The sequence below is a fragment of the Marinobacter sp. genome (assembly GCF_048266785.1).
Classification (GTDB): domain Bacteria; phylum Pseudomonadota; class Gammaproteobacteria; order Pseudomonadales; family Oleiphilaceae; genus Marinobacter.
In genome coordinates, this window is the sequence record NZ_JBLWYX010000011.1 from 70,698 (window position 1) to 89,438 (window position 18,741).

General features: G+C 53.9%; 15 protein-coding genes. 4 read left to right on the forward strand and 11 right to left on the reverse strand.

Going from position 1 to position 18,741, the window contains the following annotated elements:
• Positions 1–20 precede the first annotated feature (20 nt).
• The 6 genes from ACN0V1_RS14940 to ACN0V1_RS14965 all read right to left on the reverse strand — a co-directional run bounded on the left by ACN0V1_RS14940 (position 21) and on the right by ACN0V1_RS14965 (position 7,671).
• The gene (locus ACN0V1_RS14940; protein WP_417545751.1) at positions 21–2,429 is read right to left on the reverse strand and encodes a Lon protease family protein; all 2,409 of its coding nucleotides are present in this window, start codon (positions 2,427–2,429) and stop codon (positions 21–23) included.
• A gap of 433 nt (positions 2,430–2,862) precedes the next feature.
• Positions 2,863–3,903, reverse strand: a complete 1,041-nt coding sequence (locus ACN0V1_RS14945) for a 2Fe-2S iron-sulfur cluster-binding protein (RefSeq protein ID WP_417545752.1) — start codon at positions 3,901–3,903, stop codon at positions 2,863–2,865.
• Positions 3,904–3,994: 91 nt separating this feature from the next.
• Positions 3,995–5,023: a hypothetical protein gene (locus ACN0V1_RS14950; RefSeq protein ID WP_417545753.1), complete on the reverse strand. Its 1,029-nt coding sequence runs from the start codon at positions 5,021–5,023 to the stop codon at positions 3,995–3,997.
• A gap of 444 nt (positions 5,024–5,467) precedes the next feature.
• Positions 5,468–5,938 carry a flavodoxin family protein gene (locus tag ACN0V1_RS14955; RefSeq protein WP_417545754.1) on the reverse strand — a complete coding sequence of 157 codons (471 nt, stop codon included), beginning with the start codon at positions 5,936–5,938 and terminating at the stop codon, positions 5,468–5,470.
• A gap of 20 nt (positions 5,939–5,958) precedes the next feature.
• Positions 5,959–7,005, reverse strand: coding sequence for a recombinase RecA (gene recA, locus ACN0V1_RS14960; protein WP_417545812.1), 1,047 nt, complete (start codon positions 7,003–7,005; stop codon positions 5,959–5,961).
• Positions 7,006–7,170: 165 nt separating this feature from the next.
• Positions 7,171–7,671 carry a nicotinamide-nucleotide amidohydrolase family protein gene (locus tag ACN0V1_RS14965; RefSeq protein WP_417545755.1) on the reverse strand — a complete coding sequence of 167 codons (501 nt, stop codon included), beginning with the start codon at positions 7,669–7,671 and terminating at the stop codon, positions 7,171–7,173.
• Between the two features lie 82 nt (positions 7,672–7,753).
• On the opposite strand from ACN0V1_RS14965, the gene mutS reads away from it, so the two are divergent.
• Together mutS and fdxA are read left to right on the forward strand one after the other, a co-directional pair.
• A complete protein-coding gene (gene mutS / locus ACN0V1_RS14970) occupies positions 7,754–10,372 on the forward strand; it encodes a DNA mismatch repair protein MutS (protein WP_417545756.1) in 2,619 nt (872 codons plus the stop codon).
• Positions 10,373–10,520: 148 nt separating this feature from the next.
• Positions 10,521–10,844 carry a ferredoxin FdxA gene (gene fdxA / locus ACN0V1_RS14975; protein ID WP_096783204.1) on the forward strand — a complete coding sequence of 108 codons (324 nt, stop codon included), beginning with the start codon at positions 10,521–10,523 and terminating at the stop codon, positions 10,842–10,844.
• A gap of 73 nt (positions 10,845–10,917) precedes the next feature.
• Here fdxA and ACN0V1_RS14980 read toward each other — a convergent pair whose 3' ends face one another.
• The 5 genes from ACN0V1_RS14980 to ACN0V1_RS15000 form a co-directional block, all read right to left on the reverse strand.
• Positions 10,918–11,538 carry a LysE family translocator gene (locus ACN0V1_RS14980; RefSeq protein ID WP_417545757.1) on the reverse strand — a complete coding sequence of 207 codons (621 nt, stop codon included), beginning with the start codon at positions 11,536–11,538 and terminating at the stop codon, positions 10,918–10,920.
• Between the two features lie 51 nt (positions 11,539–11,589).
• Positions 11,590–12,624, reverse strand: a complete 1,035-nt coding sequence (locus ACN0V1_RS14985) for a hypothetical protein (protein ID WP_417545758.1) — start codon at positions 12,622–12,624, stop codon at positions 11,590–11,592.
• 219 nt (positions 12,625–12,843) lie between these two features.
• The gene (locus tag ACN0V1_RS14990) at positions 12,844–13,215 is read right to left on the reverse strand and encodes a metal-dependent hydrolase (protein WP_417545759.1); all 372 of its coding nucleotides are present in this window, start codon (positions 13,213–13,215) and stop codon (positions 12,844–12,846) included.
• Positions 13,216–13,327: 112 nt separating this feature from the next.
• Positions 13,328–14,704, reverse strand: a complete 1,377-nt coding sequence (locus tag ACN0V1_RS14995; protein WP_417545760.1) for a solute carrier family 23 protein — start codon at positions 14,702–14,704, stop codon at positions 13,328–13,330.
• A 96-nt stretch (positions 14,705–14,800) separates the two neighbouring features.
• Complete coding sequence (locus ACN0V1_RS15000) at positions 14,801–16,429, reverse strand: acyl-CoA synthetase (RefSeq protein ID WP_417545761.1); 1,629 nt, start codon at positions 16,427–16,429, stop codon at positions 14,801–14,803.
• Positions 16,430–16,604: 175 nt separating this feature from the next.
• On the opposite strand from ACN0V1_RS15000, the gene ACN0V1_RS15005 reads away from it, so the two are divergent.
• Both ACN0V1_RS15005 and ACN0V1_RS15010 read left to right on the forward strand, forming a co-directional pair.
• On the forward strand, positions 16,605–18,083 hold the full coding sequence (locus tag ACN0V1_RS15005; protein ID WP_417545762.1) for a sensor histidine kinase: 1,479 nt from the start codon (positions 16,605–16,607) through the stop codon (positions 18,081–18,083).
• A complete protein-coding gene (locus ACN0V1_RS15010; RefSeq protein WP_417545763.1) occupies positions 18,076–18,729 on the forward strand; it encodes a response regulator transcription factor in 654 nt (217 codons plus the stop codon). The genes ACN0V1_RS15005 and ACN0V1_RS15010 overlap by 8 nt, the downstream gene beginning before the upstream one ends.
• The last annotated feature ends 12 nt before the right edge of the window (positions 18,730–18,741 follow it).

An 18,741-nucleotide genomic window follows, 5' to 3' on the forward strand; every position in this document is an offset into this window, starting at 1 on the left:
TGTTTTATTGTGGCCGCCGCTCAGTGAATTGACGGATCTTTTTGATCGTCCCGGGCGTGTTCCTGACGCTCGTGTTCGCGCATTTTCTCAAGCCGTTGCTGGATAATGCCAAAAACGCTCTGTTTCGGATAGTTGCCTTTGCTGTCTACCTTCCCGGCTGGCTTGCCCAACAGCAACGTAACGGCCTCGTCAACATTCGAAACAGCGTATACGGCAAATCGGCCCTCACGAACAGCTTGCACCACTTCGCTGTCCAACATGAGGTTCTGGACATTATTCGCAGGTACGATCGCGCCCTGGGAACCCGTCAGTCCACTCTTGAGCTGGCAGGTAGCAAAGAAGCCCTCAACTTTCTCATTAACTCCACCGATCGGCTGCACCTCACCAAACTGATTTACAGAACCGGTAATAGCAAGGTCTTGCCGCACCGGAATACCCGACAGCGAGGATATCAGCGCACAGAGCTCAGCCAGTGACGCACTGTCGCCGTCCACCTCGCCATAGTTCTGTTCAAACGTGAGGCTTGCGGAGAGGTGCATTGGATCAGTCACGGCAAAGTGGGAAGCCAACCAGGAGCTGAGAATCATCACGCCTTTGGAGTGAATATTTCCGCCCAGCTTCACGTCTCGCTCAATATCGATAATTCCGCCATCTCCATAATAGCAGGTCGCGGTTACCCGGTTGGACAGCCCGAACTCAAACCCGCCGGTAGACAGCACAGAAAGCGCATTCACTTGCCCGACGACCGTACCCTCAGTTGATACCAGCGTAGAGCCATCACGAATCGAATCGTAAAACTGATCACGAATCCGACTGCTGCGGTATTTGGCACTCTCCAGCGCACGCTCAACATGCACATCCTGAATCAGCTTGGCGCCGGCTTGCCTCGCCCAGAAGTCGGATTCCCGAAGCAGGTTGGCAATATTTGCCGCGTGCAATGAAAGCCTGTCCTGATGCTCTGCCATGCGGGCGCTGTATTCTATGATCCTTGCCACCGCCTTGTTGGTGCAATGCAGAAGGTTCTTTTCTTTGACCACGCTGGCAATAAACTTTGCGTACATCACCTGGCTGTCATCGGAGCGATACATTTCATTCTCAAAGTCTGCCGTTACCCGGAACAGTTCCGCAAACTCCGGATCGTAATCCTGCAACAGCATCCAGGTTTCGCGATCACCAAAAAGCACGAGCTTTACATCCAGCGGCACCCCCTGAGGCTCAATGGAAATAGTGCCGGAAAGCGTTAGCTCACGCTCAAGGGAGTTGATCTGAATGGACCGGGCTCGCAGTGCTCGCTTGAGCCCATCCCAGACAAAGGGCTGCTCGAGCATCTTGATGGCATCCATCAACAGATAGCCGCCGTTGGCCCGGTGCAGACTGCCTGCTCGAATGAGGGAAAAATCCGTGAACACGGTGCCCTTGTAGGTAACGTTCTCAACGTACCCGAACAGGTTGTGGTAGGTCGGGTTGTCTTCTACCACCATTGGAACTTCATTGGTTTTCTGGTGCACCAGAACATTCACCAGGTAGCGTCGCGGCATCTTTTTATCCAACGACGCATAGGCAATGGCCGCCTGCTCTTCGTTGTCGTCGAGAAAGATCTCCAGATTCTCAACCAGATCTGCCCGCACGGCTTCAAAGTATGCAACCGCGTCCGGAAGATTCTTGTAATGCTCGATCAACTCGTCAATCTGATGACCGGATATACCCTCCAGAGTCTCCCGGTTCAGTGCTTGCTGCTTATCGGCGTACTCCTGTTCCCAATCAGCCAGTTTGCGCAGCGCCTGCCGGAGCTTTTTTTCTAGCTTGTTGACGGAATCTTCGAACTTTTCCCGCTGTGCTTCTGTCAGCGCCTTGAATGTCTCAGCGGTATGGGGCTTGTCACCTTTCATCGCCACCAGGCGATAGCCACCGGGCGTCGTAATCGTAAGGCTGACTTTTTTGCGACGCGCCTGCGCGGCTACTTTCTCAAGCTCGTCTTCCTGCTTCTTCCCATACTCTTCCTTGAGTTGCTCGGAGCGCTCCAGAAAGCTGTCACTGTCGAAGGTCTGCGGAATAACCTTGACCAGCCGGCTCATGAGTTTTTCCATGTCCTGCTTGAGCCGCATACCCTTGCCTGCTGGCAACTGAAGCAGCTTCGGAACCCGGGGTTCTTCAAAATCGGCGACGTAGCACCAATCGTGGCTTTGCTGTTCGGTATCCAGATGATGCTCAAGGTAGCGCAGCATCATTGTGCGCTTGCCCAAACCGTTACGACCTACGGCATATACATTATATCCACCGTGGGGCATGGCCAGCGCAAAGCGCACCGCCTCCTGGGCACGGTTCTGGCCGACGATTTCGGACAGAGGCACCAGTTGTCTGGTGGACTTGAATGGCAGATCTTTCAGAACACAGGCTTTGTATAGCTGATGCAGAGACAGTGACTTCAAGGTTGGGTCCTGTAACGGTTGACTCATTGGCCGGTCATTGTAGGTTTTGCAGACCGGTCTGTCGCGCCCGGGGAAAAGAATTGTAGTAAACGCTCCCGAAAGCGCCGCTTTGTGATCAAAATCACTTTCTTGCCGGGCATCATTGTCCTGATCTTTGTCCGCACACTACACTTACCCTCACGACCATTATGCTTCAGTCTGATGGCGGGTAATAACAACGACAAAATACGAATGGATGCCGATCTATGACGAGTGACTCCGCCGATCGCAGGATCAAGGATCGCTACCCGGCTTACTGCCTAAAAGGGGTATTCCAGAGCTGCGGATAACGCTTTGTCACGTATCGAAGGTTTTTATAACCGAAGGCGGCTTCTCAATCCATCCAATGATGAATGAGTCAAATGGTGTGGCAACAGACTTTGTCCCTCAAGGTTCAGGACCGATGTCCGCCCTTCCCGATCGTTTGTTGTTGCTCGAAAAAGCCTTCTTTATGGACCATGTCATCCTGCGCGCCAAGTGCCTTGGCGGCAACAACGCATGCATCCACAAACTCCGGACTACCCGCAATAAATAGACTGTGTTTGGACAAGTCAGGGTACATACTCGGTAATAAAGCATCGATGCGCCCATGCAGGTATCCTTCACGTTCCTCGCGTGTCAAGGTGACCTTATAGTCAAAGTTGCGATGCTTCGCCCGCCACCAAGCCATTATTCCCTGACCGTATACATCCTCGACGGTTTTAGCTGAAAACACCAGATCCACGCGTTTTTTGTAGCCCCGGCGTAAGGCCGCCTCGGCCAGATCGAGTATAGGCGCAAGTCCTGTCCCTGCCGCCAGGCAGAGCACCGGCGTCTCGACAGATGGGTCTCCGATAAAGGTGCCATATGCGCCATTGACCTTGACGCTATCACCGGTCTGTACGGTGTCGTGCACCCAGCGACTGGTAACGCCATCTTCGACACGCGCCACCTGCAACACAAGCTCACCGTCCGGGCGCGGCGCGTTCGAGATAGAATAGGCGCGCTGTGAAATGCCCGCACGCTCATCACCCAGCGTCACATATTGCCCCGGCCAATAACGAATTGGCTTACCAACCGGGCGTAGGGTCAGTTCAAGCACACGAGCAGCCAATTCACGCCGATCAACGACTACAAACAAAGCCCCTTCGCGGGGAGGAAAGAGTTTAGGTCGCGCATCGGCAGTTCCCCATTCAATCACCATCTCTTCGGAGATTGGTTTGGCCATACACATCAGGCCACAACCTTCTCGTCGTTCCTCCGCACTCAAGGCCATATCAAGAACCATCCCTTGATCGAACTGACCTGACAGCACTTTCACCTTGCACTCGCCGCAGGCGCCCGCCCGGCAGTTATTGGGCAACGCGTACCCTGCCTTTTCGAGCGCCATTAAGACGGTATCATTACCCTTGCACTCAACAACCTTGCCAGAGGGCTGAATCACTATACTAGCCATGCTTCCATCCCATCCCCGAAGTTTTGTTAAGGCTGGCCGCCTTCCAGATCAGAAAAACGGCCAGAACCTTCCATTTACTGCATTTGTGGATTTAGAAAACGGGAATGATGTCATCCATATCCACATCTGAGACTTCTTCGCCAGAGACACCCACTTCGGGGATTGCCGGGAATGGGATATTGTATCGATCCAGAACGCCCTTCAGATTGAGGATGGCGTTTTTCCAGTTCTCGAGCTTGGCATCGTAGGCTGGAATACCAAAGCCTGCATTGCGGGCGATCTCCTCACCATCACGCTGATTTTTAATAAAATCATCAGGCAAATCCCAGAAGTCCGCTGGCGGCTCAAAAAGCACAGCGGACAGGAACAGATACCCGGCACGAATCTGCTTGGTGACGATGGACTTGTGCTCATCACTAAGGCCTGGATAGTCGCGTTCCATGACCGCCATGCAAATTGCCATGTGACGGCCTTCGTCACGGCCAATGTTCCCGAAAGCTTCTTTGAATACAGGCTCCCTCGAGTTTTCAAACATTTGCTTGAAAATTGTGGCAGCAGCAATCTCACCCATCAGGAAGGAGCTGAACAGCACGGCAATATCGTACTTAGGTACAGCCTTTTTATAGCCGTCCCAGTAACGCGCACCATTAAAATACAACCACTTTGCATTTTTTTGCAGGCGGCGGCCAATATCCGTTTTGGGTTCGTAGGTTATTGGATCGGGATGGTCGAGAAGTTTGGTGATCGCCAGGCCACACATGATTTCGTGATTCTGCTCGTCGGCAGTCACTGAGAAGAAACACCTACGCACCAGATCTTCTTCGTGGACCTCGTAGGTCTTGATAAGAGCCTCAGCAAATACTGGAGGGGCCGAAGCATCAAATACCGACAGCAACGTCCACCAGTAAGCTATCGACTCACGCTCCTCCCAGGAGTAGCTCTCAACATCGAAGGTGTCCCAGGGCAATTTTTCCGGGTCCCAGTATTCACGTAAGTGTGCCTCCCAGATCTCCTGCAGCTTATCGCTTTTACGATGCCAGGATAGGGGGTAGACGTTGGGTTGCTCAATCTCGGGCGGAAACTCCATGGTTTCCGAAAAACGCTCTTTTTTGTTAGTCATAACTCCTCCTGAAAGGGGTCAAGGTCATTGATTATTTGCGTTGGATGTCGTGTTACTGCATATGACAAAATAAATATGTAATATACATGATAACTTTGTCAAGCTTTCTGTATCACGTTTTATCTACAACCCCTTAACCACAGAGAAAAGATCAAGCTGAAGCCTCGCCTTTCTATCCAAAAAAAACATCTATATCACTGTTATATATAATTTAATGTGTATCTTCTTATAAAGTGAGGACGCATCACTTTTCAGACCGAACGCCTTTAAAATGATACACAACGACGTGATAATCTGGTTTTTTTGTAACAAAAAGGTGGGCTTGGACCAAGTTTTAAAGCGTTCTGTCATTATATTTTGGCATCACAATAGCGAACGCCTCAATATGGAACGCGGAGGGATTGCCACCCAACAGAAGCTCGCCATGGCGATTTGATAACCGCTTTAAATAATTCCAACATCCAGGCTAGCGGCCATAGACAGGCCAAGTTTTTCACACTGGGTGACAAATTCAGGCTGGAATTCACCACGGCAGATCAAAGGCTCCTGAACAACTTTCCAGCGCAACCCCGTGGTGATGCTATCGATGGCGCGCTGTGTGCCTGTGCCGTCGTGGCCGGCGCGAATGTAATAGGCAAATGGCAGGCCTTGGGTTTTCTCCAGGCAGGGGTAGTAGCTGCGATCAAAGAAATCTTTGAGAGCGCCGCTCATATAACCAAGATTTTCGGTGGTGCCAAGGATAATGGCGTCACAGGCAAGAACATCATCGGGGCCGGCATCGAGTGGTGCCAATACGGTTACTTCAACGTTTTCAATGTCTTCATGGTGCGCTCCCTGCGCAACTGCATCGCGCAGGGAGAGTGTATTCGGGGAGGGCGCGTGAGAAACAATCAGCAATTTCTTTTTGCGGTCCATAACGCACCTCCCGGGTTGTTTTAGAGCACTTCAGCGTCCGCTTCTACTTCAGCGACAGCAGCATCTTTCTTGGCAACCGGCTTCGGCATCAGCCTGTCACGCACTTTGGCTTCAATCTCCTTCGCAATGTCCATGTTCTCTTCCAGGAACTTGCAGGCGTTGGCTTTGCCCTGGCCAATTTTGTCACCATTGTAGGCATACCAGGCGCCAGATTTATCCACAAAGCCTTCTTTAACGCCCATATCGAGCACTTCAGCCAGTTGGTAGATGCCTTTGCCATAAAGAATCTGGAACTCGGCCTGCCGGAAAGGCGGGGCCACCTTATTCTTTACGACCTTAACGCGGGTTTCATTACCAACAACTTCGTCGCCTTCTTTTACCGCGCCGATGCGGCGGATATCAAGACGTACAGATGAGTAGAATTTCAGGGCGTTACCGCCGGTGGTGGTTTCCGGGCTGCCAAACATTACGCCGATTTTCATACGGATCTGGTTGATAAAGACCAGCAGGCAGTTGGCGTGCTTCACATTGCCCGTGAGCTTGCGCAGAGCCTGGGACATCAATCGGGCCTGGAGGCCAACGTGGCTGTCGCCCATTTCGCCTTCAATTTCAGCTTTCGGTGTCAGGGCTGCTACGGAGTCAACAATGATGACGTCTACCGCGTTGGAGCGCACGAGCATGTCTGCAATTTCCAGAGCCTGCTCACCAGTATCCGGCTGTGAAACCAGAAGGTCGTCCACGTTGACACCGAGCTTTTCTGCGTAGATCGGATCCAGGGCGTGCTCGGCATCGATAAAGGCACAGGTTTTTCCGGCTTTCTGTGCTTCGGCAATTACCTGAAGGGTCAGAGTTGTTTTACCGGAGCTTTCAGGGCCATAGATTTCAACAATCCGACCATAAGGCAAGCCGCCTATACCCAGAGCAACATCCAGCCCCAGAGAACCAGTGGAGACCGCAGGCATGGCTTCGCGGGGCTGGTCGCCCATTTTCATGACTGCGCCTTTACCGAACTGGCGCTCAATCTGGCCCAGTGCTGCGCTCAATGCTTTTTTGCGGTTGTCTTCCATCAGTGCAAACCCTCTGTTGCCTTGGCCGCCGGCAAGGTATGGCAAGCCGGTGGAGGTGTAGTTAAGCGGGAACCTGTACAACGGTAACAGCGAATTCCCTGTATATTTGAACAGTATTAAAACATACCCCGAGGGAGAGGCCAACCCCTGTTATTACCGAAGTACTCATGCTCCCACCAAAAACTCGCTAACACCTTGCAGAGCAAAGAGAACTGCCTGCCGACGCACCTGATCACGATCCCCGCTGAAATGCCGCACTACCGCTTCAGTAGTTCCCACGCTGCTACCCCAAGCGAACCAGACCATGCCAACGGGCTTTTCTTCACTGCCGCCTCCAGGCCCCGCGATGCCGCTAACAGCCACCGCAACACCGGCTCCTGTTGTCGCCAATGCGCCTGCAACCATTTCCCGGACCACCGGCTCGCTGACGGCGCCATGATTATCCAGAGAGGCACCGGTCACTCCGAGCAGTTTCTGTTTGGCGTCATTGCTGTAGGTAACCAGACCGCCAACCACATAGGCAGAGGAGCCCGCCTTATCAGTCAGCACCTTGGCGACCCAGCCACCGGTACAACTCTCAGCAGTCACCATAGTCAGACCGACTGCCATTAACTGCTCAGCCAACTTTTCTCCTGCTTGTTCGAGTTCATGGTCACTGGCAGGCATAATGTTCTCCTTCGTTTCATCGCGGGCATTATTTTCTTACAATCCGTGGCTTCACCCAAAGCAAGATTATCCGGACTCGTCCATGTCAGCAGCTCAGAACGATTTACCAAAGCACACCCCGATGATGCAGCAATATCTGAAAATCAAAGGTCAACATCCGGATGAGCTGGTGTTCTACCGTATGGGTGATTTCTATGAGCTGTTCTACGATGACGCCAAAAAAGCTGCAGAGCTGATGGATATAACCCTCACAGCAAGGGGACAGTCCGGCGGCAACCCGATTCCCATGGCGGGCATCCCGTTTCATGCTTCCGAAGGATACATTGCACGGCTGGTCAGAGCGGGTCAATCCATCGCCATCTGCGAACAGATTGGCGACCCGGCAACCAGTAAAGGGCCGGTTGATCGCCAGGTGGTCAGAATCGTTACTCCCGGCACCCTCAGCGATGACGCCTATCTGGAAGATCGCCGCGATAATCTGTTGGCCGCCATATTCCACCACCGCGAGCAGTTCGGCTTTGCATCACTGGATATTTCCAGCGGTCGATTTGTGGTTTCCGAGCTGGAAAGCCTGGAAGCCTTGCAGGGAGAGCTGCAGCGTTTGCGACCGGCGGAGATCCTGATCAGTGAAGATTTCCCGTTTCAGGAGGTGCTTGCCGGCCTTACAGGCGTTCGCCGCCAGGGGCCCTGGCTATTTGAATCCGATACGGCTCGCCGAGTAATCACCCAGCAATTGCAGGTTCGCGACCTCACCGGTTTCGGTTGCGAAGATCTTGGCCTGGCCATTTGTGCAGCCGGCTGTTTACTGCAGTACGCGAAAGAAACCCAGCGCACCGCCCTGCCCCACATTCGTAAGCTGACCCGGGAACGCCGCGACGAGGCGGTTATTCTCGACGCCACCAGTCGCCGTAACCTGGAAATTGATGTCAACCTCATGGGCGGGCACCAGCACACCCTGGCCTGGGTGATGGACAGGACCGCAACCTCCATGGGTGGCCGGGAGCTCAGGCGCTGGCTGAATCGCCCGCTGCGGGATGTGGAGCTGGTGCAACAACGTCAGCTCGCAGTATCCGCTCTGCTTGAGGGCTTCCATTACGAACCGGTACACAGCCTGTTGAAGGCCGTGGGCGATATCGAGCGCGTTCTGGCCCGTGTGGCGTTACGCTCGGCCAGGCCCAGAGATCTGGCCCGCCTGCGGGATGCTTTTCTGGTGCTGCCAGAACTGCAAGAAACACTGAAGCCGGTTAATTCACACCATATCGTAAAGCTCGCCACTGTGATTGGTGAGTACCCCGAGCTGGCCGATATTCTGGAGCGCGCCGTTATCGACAACCCCCCGGTTGTCATCCGTGAAGGTGGCGTGATCCGTGAGGGCTTTGACGAAGAGCTGGACGAACTGCGCAACATCAGTGAAAACGCCGGCCAGTATCTGCTTGATGTGGAAACCCGGGAAAAAGAGCGCACCGGCATAAGCACGTTGAAAGTTGGCTACAACCGGGTGCACGGCTATTACATTGAAATCAGCCGGGCCCAATCTGCTCAGGCGCCGGTTGATTACATTCGCCGCCAGACACTGAAAAACGCAGAACGCTTTATCACGCCCGAGCTGAAAGAATTCGAAGACAAAGCCCTGAGTGCCAAAAGCCGGGCGCTGGCAAGAGAGAAAGCACTCTACGATGAAGTGCTGGAAACCGTCGCGGAACAACTCGCACCGCTGCAGGATGCAGCTCAGGCGCTGGCAGAGCTGGATGTCATCAGCAACTTTGCCGAACGAGCCACCACCTTGCGTTTTGTCGCACCGGAATTCCGCGATGCCCCGGGATTTGATATTGAGGATGGCCGCCATCCGGTGGTGGAGCAGCTTCTTGATGAACCTTTCGTGCCCAACAACCTGCTAATGGACGCAAAACGCCGGATGCTGGTGATTACGGGCCCCAACATGGGCGGCAAGTCCACTTACATGCGCCAGGCTGCGCTTATTGGCCTGCTGGCCTACACCGGAAGCTTTGTGCCCGCCAACCGTGCTGTACTGGGGCCGGTGGATCGCATCTTCACTCGCATGGGATCATCGGATGACATCGCCGGCGGGCGCTCCACCTTCATGGTGGAAATGACCGAGACCGCCAACATCCTGCACAATGCTACCGAGTTCAGCCTGGTTCTGATGGACGAAGTCGGCCGCGGCACCAGCACATTTGACGGTTTGTCACTGGCATGGGCCACAGCAGAGCACCTGGCAAAAGAAATTCGCTGCTACACCCTGTTCGCCACGCACTATTTTGAACTCACACAGCTGGCGGACGATCTTGAGCTTGCGGTCAACGTGCACCTGACGGCAACCGAGCACGACGACAGTATTGTTTTCCTGCATAACGTGCACGAAGGTCCGGCCAGCCAGAGCTATGGCCTGCAGGTAGCGAAACTGGCTGGCGTACCCCAGAACGTTATACACAACGCCAAAACGCAGCTGAAACTGCTGGAAAACAGTGCAGTGGCCGCAACGACGCAGCCCGCAGCAGTAGCCGAGGCGAGCACGAAGAATCGTGGGGCATCCAGCCAAGTTGTTTATCAGGGTGACATGTTTGCCAGTGCGGCGCCCAGTGCCGTAGAGGAGGCCCTGCAGGGTCTCGATCTGGACGGACTATCACCCAGGGAAGCCATGAACAGGCTCTATGAATTGAAGGGATTACTGAAAAACTGATACAAAGTTGATCTGGGTAATAAGGTTATAGCAGCCAAACGCTTGCGGCTGTGAGGGTGGCTCCCTACAATATCGCCCATTAAAATATAACCATGGAGCCTGACATCACGCTCCGGATGAGATTGACCACTGGACCAGGGATCTGATTATGGCGTTTATCGTTACCGATAACTGCATCAAGTGCAAATACACAGACTGCGTGGAAGTGTGCCCGGTAGACTGCTTCTACGAAGGACCGAACTTTCTGGTAATCGACCCTGACGAGTGTATCGACTGCGCGCTGTGTGAGCCTGAGTGCCCGGCCGAGGCGATTTTCTCGGAAGACGAACTGCCGGCAGATCAGGTTCAGTTTGTGGAACTCAACGCCGATCTGGCGGGTAAGTGGCCGAACATCACCGAGAAGAAAGACCCTCTACCAGAGGCTGAAGAGTGGGATGGCAAGCCCAACAAGCTTCAATATCTGGAGAAGTAATTCCAGTGCGGTTTAGTACAACCGCCTGAAAAAAAGGGAAGCCGGCTCCGGCTTCCCTTTTTTATATACCCGGTCAATTACCTGCCAGTTTTGCACCCATCACAATAAAAAAGCCCCCGGTCAGCCCATTAAGCATTCGCTTTACCCCAGCACCAACACCCACGCCCCGAAAACGCACCACCATCCAGGCCAGCGCGCACTGCCAGAACATCGCCAGCAGAAAGTGCACGCCTGCCAGCACCAAAGATTGCTGAAAGGCACTTCCCGAAGGATCCAGAAATTGCGGCAACAGAGCCATGTAGAACAGAGCAGTTTTCGGGTTAAGAGCATTGGAGAGCAGGCCCTCACGAAACGACACCTGCAGTGGAACGTTGCGGCGGGCGACCGCAGGTGATCCTGCGCCAGTATCGGGATCGCCCTTTACCGCGTGCCTGAGCGAACCCAGGCCAAGCCAGATCAGATAAAAGGCTCCGGCCCACTTGAGCGCAGAGAATGCCCAGGCTGTTTCCAGCAAAAGAAGGGAGATACCCAGTGCCGAGAGAGTGGCGTGAATAAACAAGCCACAGCAAATACCCACACTGGTTGCGCAGCCATCCCGGAAGCCACCGCGACCGGCATTGCGCATAACCAGGAGCGTATCCACACCCGGCGTTACGGTTAACAGACTTATGGCAATCAGATAAGCCCAGAACAACTCGAAAACCAGACAGACCTCCACATCTTTTGTTGCGGAAGACTGAAGCTGTCAGGCCTCCTGCTCAAGAATTTTGCGTGCGGCTGCGGAGTTATAAAACGCTGACAGCCGCCGACGCACAAGAGTCTCAACATAACCCTCTTCCCGGAGCACGTCTATAATCGGAATGGCCCAGGCGTCCACTTCTGCCATGATCAAATCCTCGGTAACGCCAACGTCGTCGAGCAGATCGGTAAGCGGTCGGTCACCATATTTCAAAAACAGGTGCGCAACCACTGCACGGGCGCAACCTTCAAAGTAGTCGGTCTTCCGGAACTGCAGCCAGAACTCATAGCCCAGCACCACAAAGGTCTGCAATTCCACATCACCCAAGCCTTCCTGCAACTCCGCAAGCGTTCGGTCCTCCATGGCGACCCAGGCCGCCATAACCGTATCCCTCACCTCATCATCGGAGAGCGCCTTCTGAAGAAACTGCTCACTGCGATTGATCAGCCCTGGCAGGCTGTCGGAGAGCCAGGCTTTGAGCCGTCGTTCAAAGGTTTCATCCAACCCGGGTACCGCTTTATTGGCCATACGCTTGCCAAATTTCATCATGGAACCAACGCCGGGGACCGACTTGGTGATCAGGTTGTCTTCGTAGAGGTAATTGACCACCCCTTGATACACCACATTCGAAACCAGTTCCTGATAAACCGGATGAGCCATGATTTCGCTGATCACCCGCTCACGTTGCTGCCTGAGCTCAAGCATTTCTTCCACAAAGCCAGTAGCTTGCTCCCGGGTGATAATGTCTCCCAGCGCTGTCTTTGCCTGAACCGGCGCATTCAGCACCTCGGTGGCCATTTCACCCGCCAGCTCCGGAATGCCTGCGTCCAGTTCCATGTTCACGACAACACGCTGAATGGTCTCCATCACCTGGTTTTCCGAGGCGATGCGATTCAGCGTGATACCACCCGCAAGATCAAGAAGCTCACTGACCTCCTGCTTGAGAAACTTGCGGAGTTTTGCGCCCTTAAGTGATGCAACCTCATGCTTGACATGCAATTCAAGCATTTGACTGGCTGGATCGGTCTTATCCTTGGTCATGGTATTGACGGCCCTGTTGAGGTTAAAAATAAGATTGTATTTACTTTGGAGGCCATGAGGCTAACACGAAGACTGACAAAACAGGTTCGCTATAAATGCGGTTGATTCACTGCGGGCAGGCCAGTGTCGCCCACCCCGCAAGTGTCTGACTTTCAATTCAGATCAAGCTGCAACATCCAGTTTCTGGAAGTTTTTTTTCAGCAGCGCCCTGTTGTCCTGCTACCACGAATGGAAGTCCTTGCGGAAATACGCCAGAAAATCAGGCAGGCACTGGCGCAAAATGCCGGGCTTTCCCCACAGAAAGTTGAGCCCGCCCATCCAGGTGCGAAGGCTCCATATGCTTGCGAAAACGGCGATCCAGCCCGTCAATGTCATAACCCGAGCTTTCAACGCCTCGTTGTAGTCTTTGTGCTCACGGCTGTGCAAGGCTTCCTGGCCAATAAAGCCGCGAATCTCGGCCTTCAGCTTGGGATCTTCAATCCTGTCCCGGTACAGCCGCACCACATTGATAAACTGCTGTTCGCCATCCGGAAACTTTAGTCCTGAAAACAAGAAGGAAGGGTGAAGCTGGTAAAACGGACAGATTGTCACAAAATGACACACCGTCATTGGCGGGATCGTAGGCAAAAAAGGGGAGGCATTCCGCCTCCCCAAAGACACACAGGGTCTGGACGACCTCCGGCGCAAACCGGAGGCCACCAATTCAGTCTTCTACTTCTGCCTTTGTCCCCGGGGCTTCAGGGTCTGAGGTAAAGCCAAGCAGCTTGGTTCGTTCAATCAACAGGTAAAGAACCACACCCGTCGCAAGGCCCCAGCCTGCGCCATAAACCGCCAAAACCACGCCCATGGTGCCGGCAATGCCCCGCTCAGTGTTGTTCTCCAACTGCTCCAGACCAACCATCAAACAGATGTAGCCAGTCAACAAAAGCGTCAGAGACAACGCAATGGGCAGTACCGGCTGGAAAAAGCTCACCAGCGGCAGGATAAACAGGGCAATAAAGCCGGTAATCCAGAAGGTGCCACCACCGCTATAGATAGAGTCCATGGCGTTGCGGCCATACTTGTAACGCTCAGCCATGGTAGCCGTTACGGCGGTCCAGATTGGGCCAGCTAGCCCGGGGTAAGGAGCAAAGAAGGCATGCCCGCCGTTCCGGATGGCGGTTACCAGGTGCACGCGGTCGATACTGTTGTCGATATCTTCGTCTTTACGAAGATGATCCACACGATTCATAAGGGACTGACCCACTACGATATCCCCGAAGGCAATAATGTAGGCAATGACTGCCGTTGGAATGGCATAGAGGAATACTTCGGGATTGGGGAATCCAACCGTAAACGGCAGGTAGTTCCACAACTCGTCAAAAGCCGGCTTGGTAATGCCCCACTCAACATTCGGCACCTCGTATTCGCCGGTAGCAAACCCCACCACAATGGCCACAATCATGCCCGGGACCATGCCGTAATTGGCCACCTTGCGAGCCAGGGAGTTGACCTCAACAAAGCCCTTGAAAGACACAGAAAACATCAGATACAGGCAAACCAGGCCGCCAACAATCAGTGATATGGGCGTATTGGCCACGCGACCGCCCACTTCAATTTCCCCCATCAGAGCGGCAATACCGGCACCGATAATAATACCGCCCTTCATGGAACGAGGTATCAGATCAACCAACTTGCTACCTAAACGACTGACGCCGAGAAAAAGGAAAATGATAAACACCAGAAACTGCAGTGCGAACATCGCCTGGATTGCCTCCGGGCCAGGCTCAAAATCACTCAGAAAAAGCAGCACCACGGGGATACCCGGCGTTATCCAGCCGGGCACCAGTGGTACACCCAGCAGGGCTGGCAACATAAAACCAATACCGCAGATCACTGCATAAGCCAGCGCTACGTCGTAGGGCAGACCCAGATATTTTTGCAGTAGAGGGATCATGGCCAGGCTAACCACAAACATGATCAATGCCTGCACCATCTCCGCAAATTCCCAGCGATAGTGAACAAACGGAAGACGGATCTGGAAAGGACCGGCTGGCCAGTATGGCTGCTGCTCCCCATTCTTACGGTGAAAAATTTGCATAGCGAATCTCCCGGCACACGCACTGGGCGTGTGCCTGACATTTTGTTTTAGTAGCGATATCCGGCAGCGCCAGGGCTGGCGCTGCCGGTCAGGAAATCAGTCCAGTTTTTTGGCCTGATCCCTTAGTACGAACTTCTGGATCTTGCCCGTGGAGGTCTTGGGCAATTCAGAGAAAACAACGGTTTTGGGTACCTTGAAGCGAGCCAGGTGTTCGCGACAGAAGTTGATAATATCGTCCTCGCTCACATCGCCAGCCTCCGGCTTGAGAGTTACAAAGGCGCAGGGAGTTTCGCCCCATTTTTCATCCGGGCGAGCCACTACCGCAGCCTCAAGAACGGCCGGGTGACGGTAAAGCGTATCCTCTACCTCAATGGTGGAAATGTTCTCGCCGCCGGAAATAATGATGTCTTTGAGACGATCCTTGATCTCCATGTAGCCGTCTTCGTGCCATACGGCCAGGTCGCCGGTATGGAACCAACCGCCACGGAACGCTTCCGCAGTGGCTTTCGGGTTTTTCAGATAACCTTTCATCACGGTATTACCGCGCAGGAAGATTTCACCGATGGTCTTGCCGTCTTTTGGAACCGGTTCCATGGTTTCGATGTCACCCACCATGGTGCCGGCAAGGGTGTGATAACGCACACCCTGACGGGCTTTTATCTTCGCCCGATCATGCAGCGGCAGATCATCCCACTTCGACTTCCACGCACAGACCGTTACCGGGCCATAGACCTCCGTCAGGCCATAGACGTGAGTCACTTTGATGCCCATTTCCTCGACAGCACCAATAACCTGAGCCGGAGGCGCCGCGCCTGCGGTCATAGAGCGGACTTCGTGATCAATGCCGGCCTTGGACTCGGGCGGCACATTCAACAAGGCGTTCAGCACAATGGGCGCGCCGCACATATGCGTGACCTGATGATCACGGATCAGTTGCAGGATTTTTTCCGGATCAACCCGGCGCAGGCAAACGTGAGTACCGGCCATGGCTGTCACTGTCCAGGGGAAGCACCAGCCGTTGCAGTGGAACATGGGCAGCGTCCACAGATACACGGGGTGCATACCCATTGACCACACGGCCTGGTTACCCAGAGCGTTGATATAAGCGCCTCGGTGGTGATACACCACACCTTTGGGGTTACCGGTGGTTCCGGAGGTGTAGTTCAGCGATATTGCATCCCATTCGTTATCCGGGAAGCTCCACTGAAACTGCGGGTCACCTTCCTTCAGAAACTCTTCGTAGTCCAGATCGCTTACCTGAACGCCCTCACCGTATTCCGGGTCGTCCACATCAATGACCAGAGGCTTGTCTTCCAACTGGCTGACAGCGTCGCGTACCACTTGGCCAAATTCGCGATCGGCGATTACAATTTTTGCTTCGCCATGCTCGAGCATGAAGGAAATGGCTTCAGCATCCAGGCGCACATTCAGCGTATTAAGCACCGCACCTATCATGGGTACCCCGAAATGGCATTCCACCATCGCTGGAATATTCGGCAACATCACGGCGACCGTATCGCCCCTGCCAATGCCCCGACCTTTCAGCGCCGACGCCAGCCGCCGGGAGCGATCATAGGTCTGCGACCAGTTATAGCGGATAGCTCCGTGAATAATGGACGGAAAATCCGGATACACACTGGCAGTACGTTCAATAAAATCAACGGGAGATTGAACAGCGTAATTGGCGCCGACAGGCGTTAGATCCTGATCAAAGATCGAGGTCATTGTGTGGTCCTCTGTATAAGCCTATTGTTCTTGTGGTGTATTCAGCAAAATCGCTGGGGTCGCTATACTTTCATAGAGCGATATAATATTTAACAGCCCAACATATAGAAATTACACCAACGTATTATAGTGCAAATACTATATACCACCCCTTACGAGCGACGCTGTTACTACTATGGGTTTTAGTTTGTCAGATGCAGATCCGCAACCCGGCCTGATACTTGGCGCAAGCGCCACCCTGTTACACAGCAATCAGGCCGCCGAAACATTGCGGGCGGGAAACAGCCTGCCCAGCCTCGCTGATCTGCTCCCATCGAATGTGCAGGCACTGGTAAAAGCTGCCCTGCAACAGGCACGATCAATCGAGAATGCGGAAGCCCGGTTCAACGACACTATTCTCATGTGGACGTTTATCCCCTGCCCGCAAACAGGCGAGGTGCTTGCCCGTGGCAGAGATGCCACAGAGGATGTCCGCACCCACGAACAAGCCATTCGATCGAACCGCCTTTACCGGCTAATCACCGAAAACACCACCGACCTCATTTCACGTCATGCTCCGGATGGACGTTTTATCGATGCAACCCCGGCTTCATGGCGCCTGCTCGGTTACTGGCCAGAAGAACTCCGGGGCAAAGCGCTGGAGGATATCTTTCATATTGACAGTACGGCCCGGCAACTGATGGAAAGTCACAGACTGTTGACGGAAGACGGCTACGCCACCATGACCCTGGATATAACTCATCGTGACGGCAGCAAACGCTGGCTCGAAATTGCAAGCCGCGCCATACGGGAAACCTACACGGGGGCGGTTGTTGAGGTGGTCAGCGTATCGAGGGATATCACGGCACGGGTGGAGTCGGAAGAAAACAGCCGCAAACTGGCAGATGAGCTTGCCCACACGGCACGATTGGCAACTCTCGGCGAACTGGCCTCAAGCATTGCCCACGAAATGAACCAGCCGCTGGCAACAATCGTCAATTTTGCCGGTGCCAGCCAGCGTTACCTTAAAAGCGCCGGTACAAATCCTGAAAATCTCGAGCGTGTAGACGATGGTCTTGAGAAAATCATTCATCATGCCAATCGCGCTTCCGAAGTCATAAGGCGCCTGCGCGCCTTTCTCCGCAAAGGCCAGAAGCGCACCGCAGCGGTTTTGCTAAACCAGACCCTGACGAATGTCGCCCGGCTGTGCCAATGGGACGCGGACAAAAACAACGTGGAGATTATCTGTGCACCTGCCACCTGCGAGCCGAGCATCATCGCAGATCCGGTATTGCTGGAGCAGGTGTTGATCAATCTGATCCGTAATGGCATCGAAGCAAATGTGGAAGCGCGGAACTCTCAACCAGACGGCCTACGTTCCCGCCTGATGATCTCAACGTCGATAAATAACGAAAGCGAGACACTGATTGATGTCACGGATGAAGGCCCCGGACTTGATGAACAGGAAATCAGACAGATGTTCCAGCCGTTTTATACCAGCAAACCTCAGGGGCTTGGGCTTGGGCTTTCCATGAGCCGCTCCATCATTGAAGGGTTTGGCGGATTTCTGGATGCTCAACCTGCTGCAACCGGCGGCCTTACGCTAACCTGTCGCTTCCCGGCAGCATCAACAAACAAACGCGCACCAAACACGGAGGCTGTAGCCGATGAGTGAACAACCTGCCCCGGCGGCGACCACTGTGTACGTTGTTGATGACGACGCCGGCATGCTGGAATCAACCCAGTGGCTGCTGGAGTCGGTCGGGTTGAACGTGCAGGCGTACAGCGATGGCCGCAAGTTTCTTGACGCTCTGGGAGACAACCGGGGCGGCTGTGTGGTTCTGGATGTAAGGATGCCAGGCCTCGGCGGGCTTAACGTTCAGGAAGAGCTGCAAAAACGAGGCATTGAGTTGCCGATTATTTTCGTGTCTGGCCATGCAGATGTGCCTATTGTGGTGCGCGCGTTCAAATCTGGCGCCTTTGATTTTATCGAGAAACCGTTCAACGAGCAGCTACTTCTGGACAGCGTGCAGCAGGCACTGGAGGCCCATCAACACTCCAGCCATCTGCAGCTGGGTGACGAACGGACTGAGGCGCTCATTGCAACGCTCACGCGCCGGGAGCGGGATGTATTTCTGCCTATGGCGCAAGGCTATAGCAGTCGGGAAATTGCCGACCAACTGGGTGTCAGCATCAAGACCATTGACCTCTACAGAGCCCGCGTAATGAAGCGACTCGGTGCGGAGCGACTGCCCGACATTACGGGCATAGCCATTACCGCCGGGTTAATTGACCCATTGAACCTTCGCACTGGGCTCTGAACAACCTCCCGC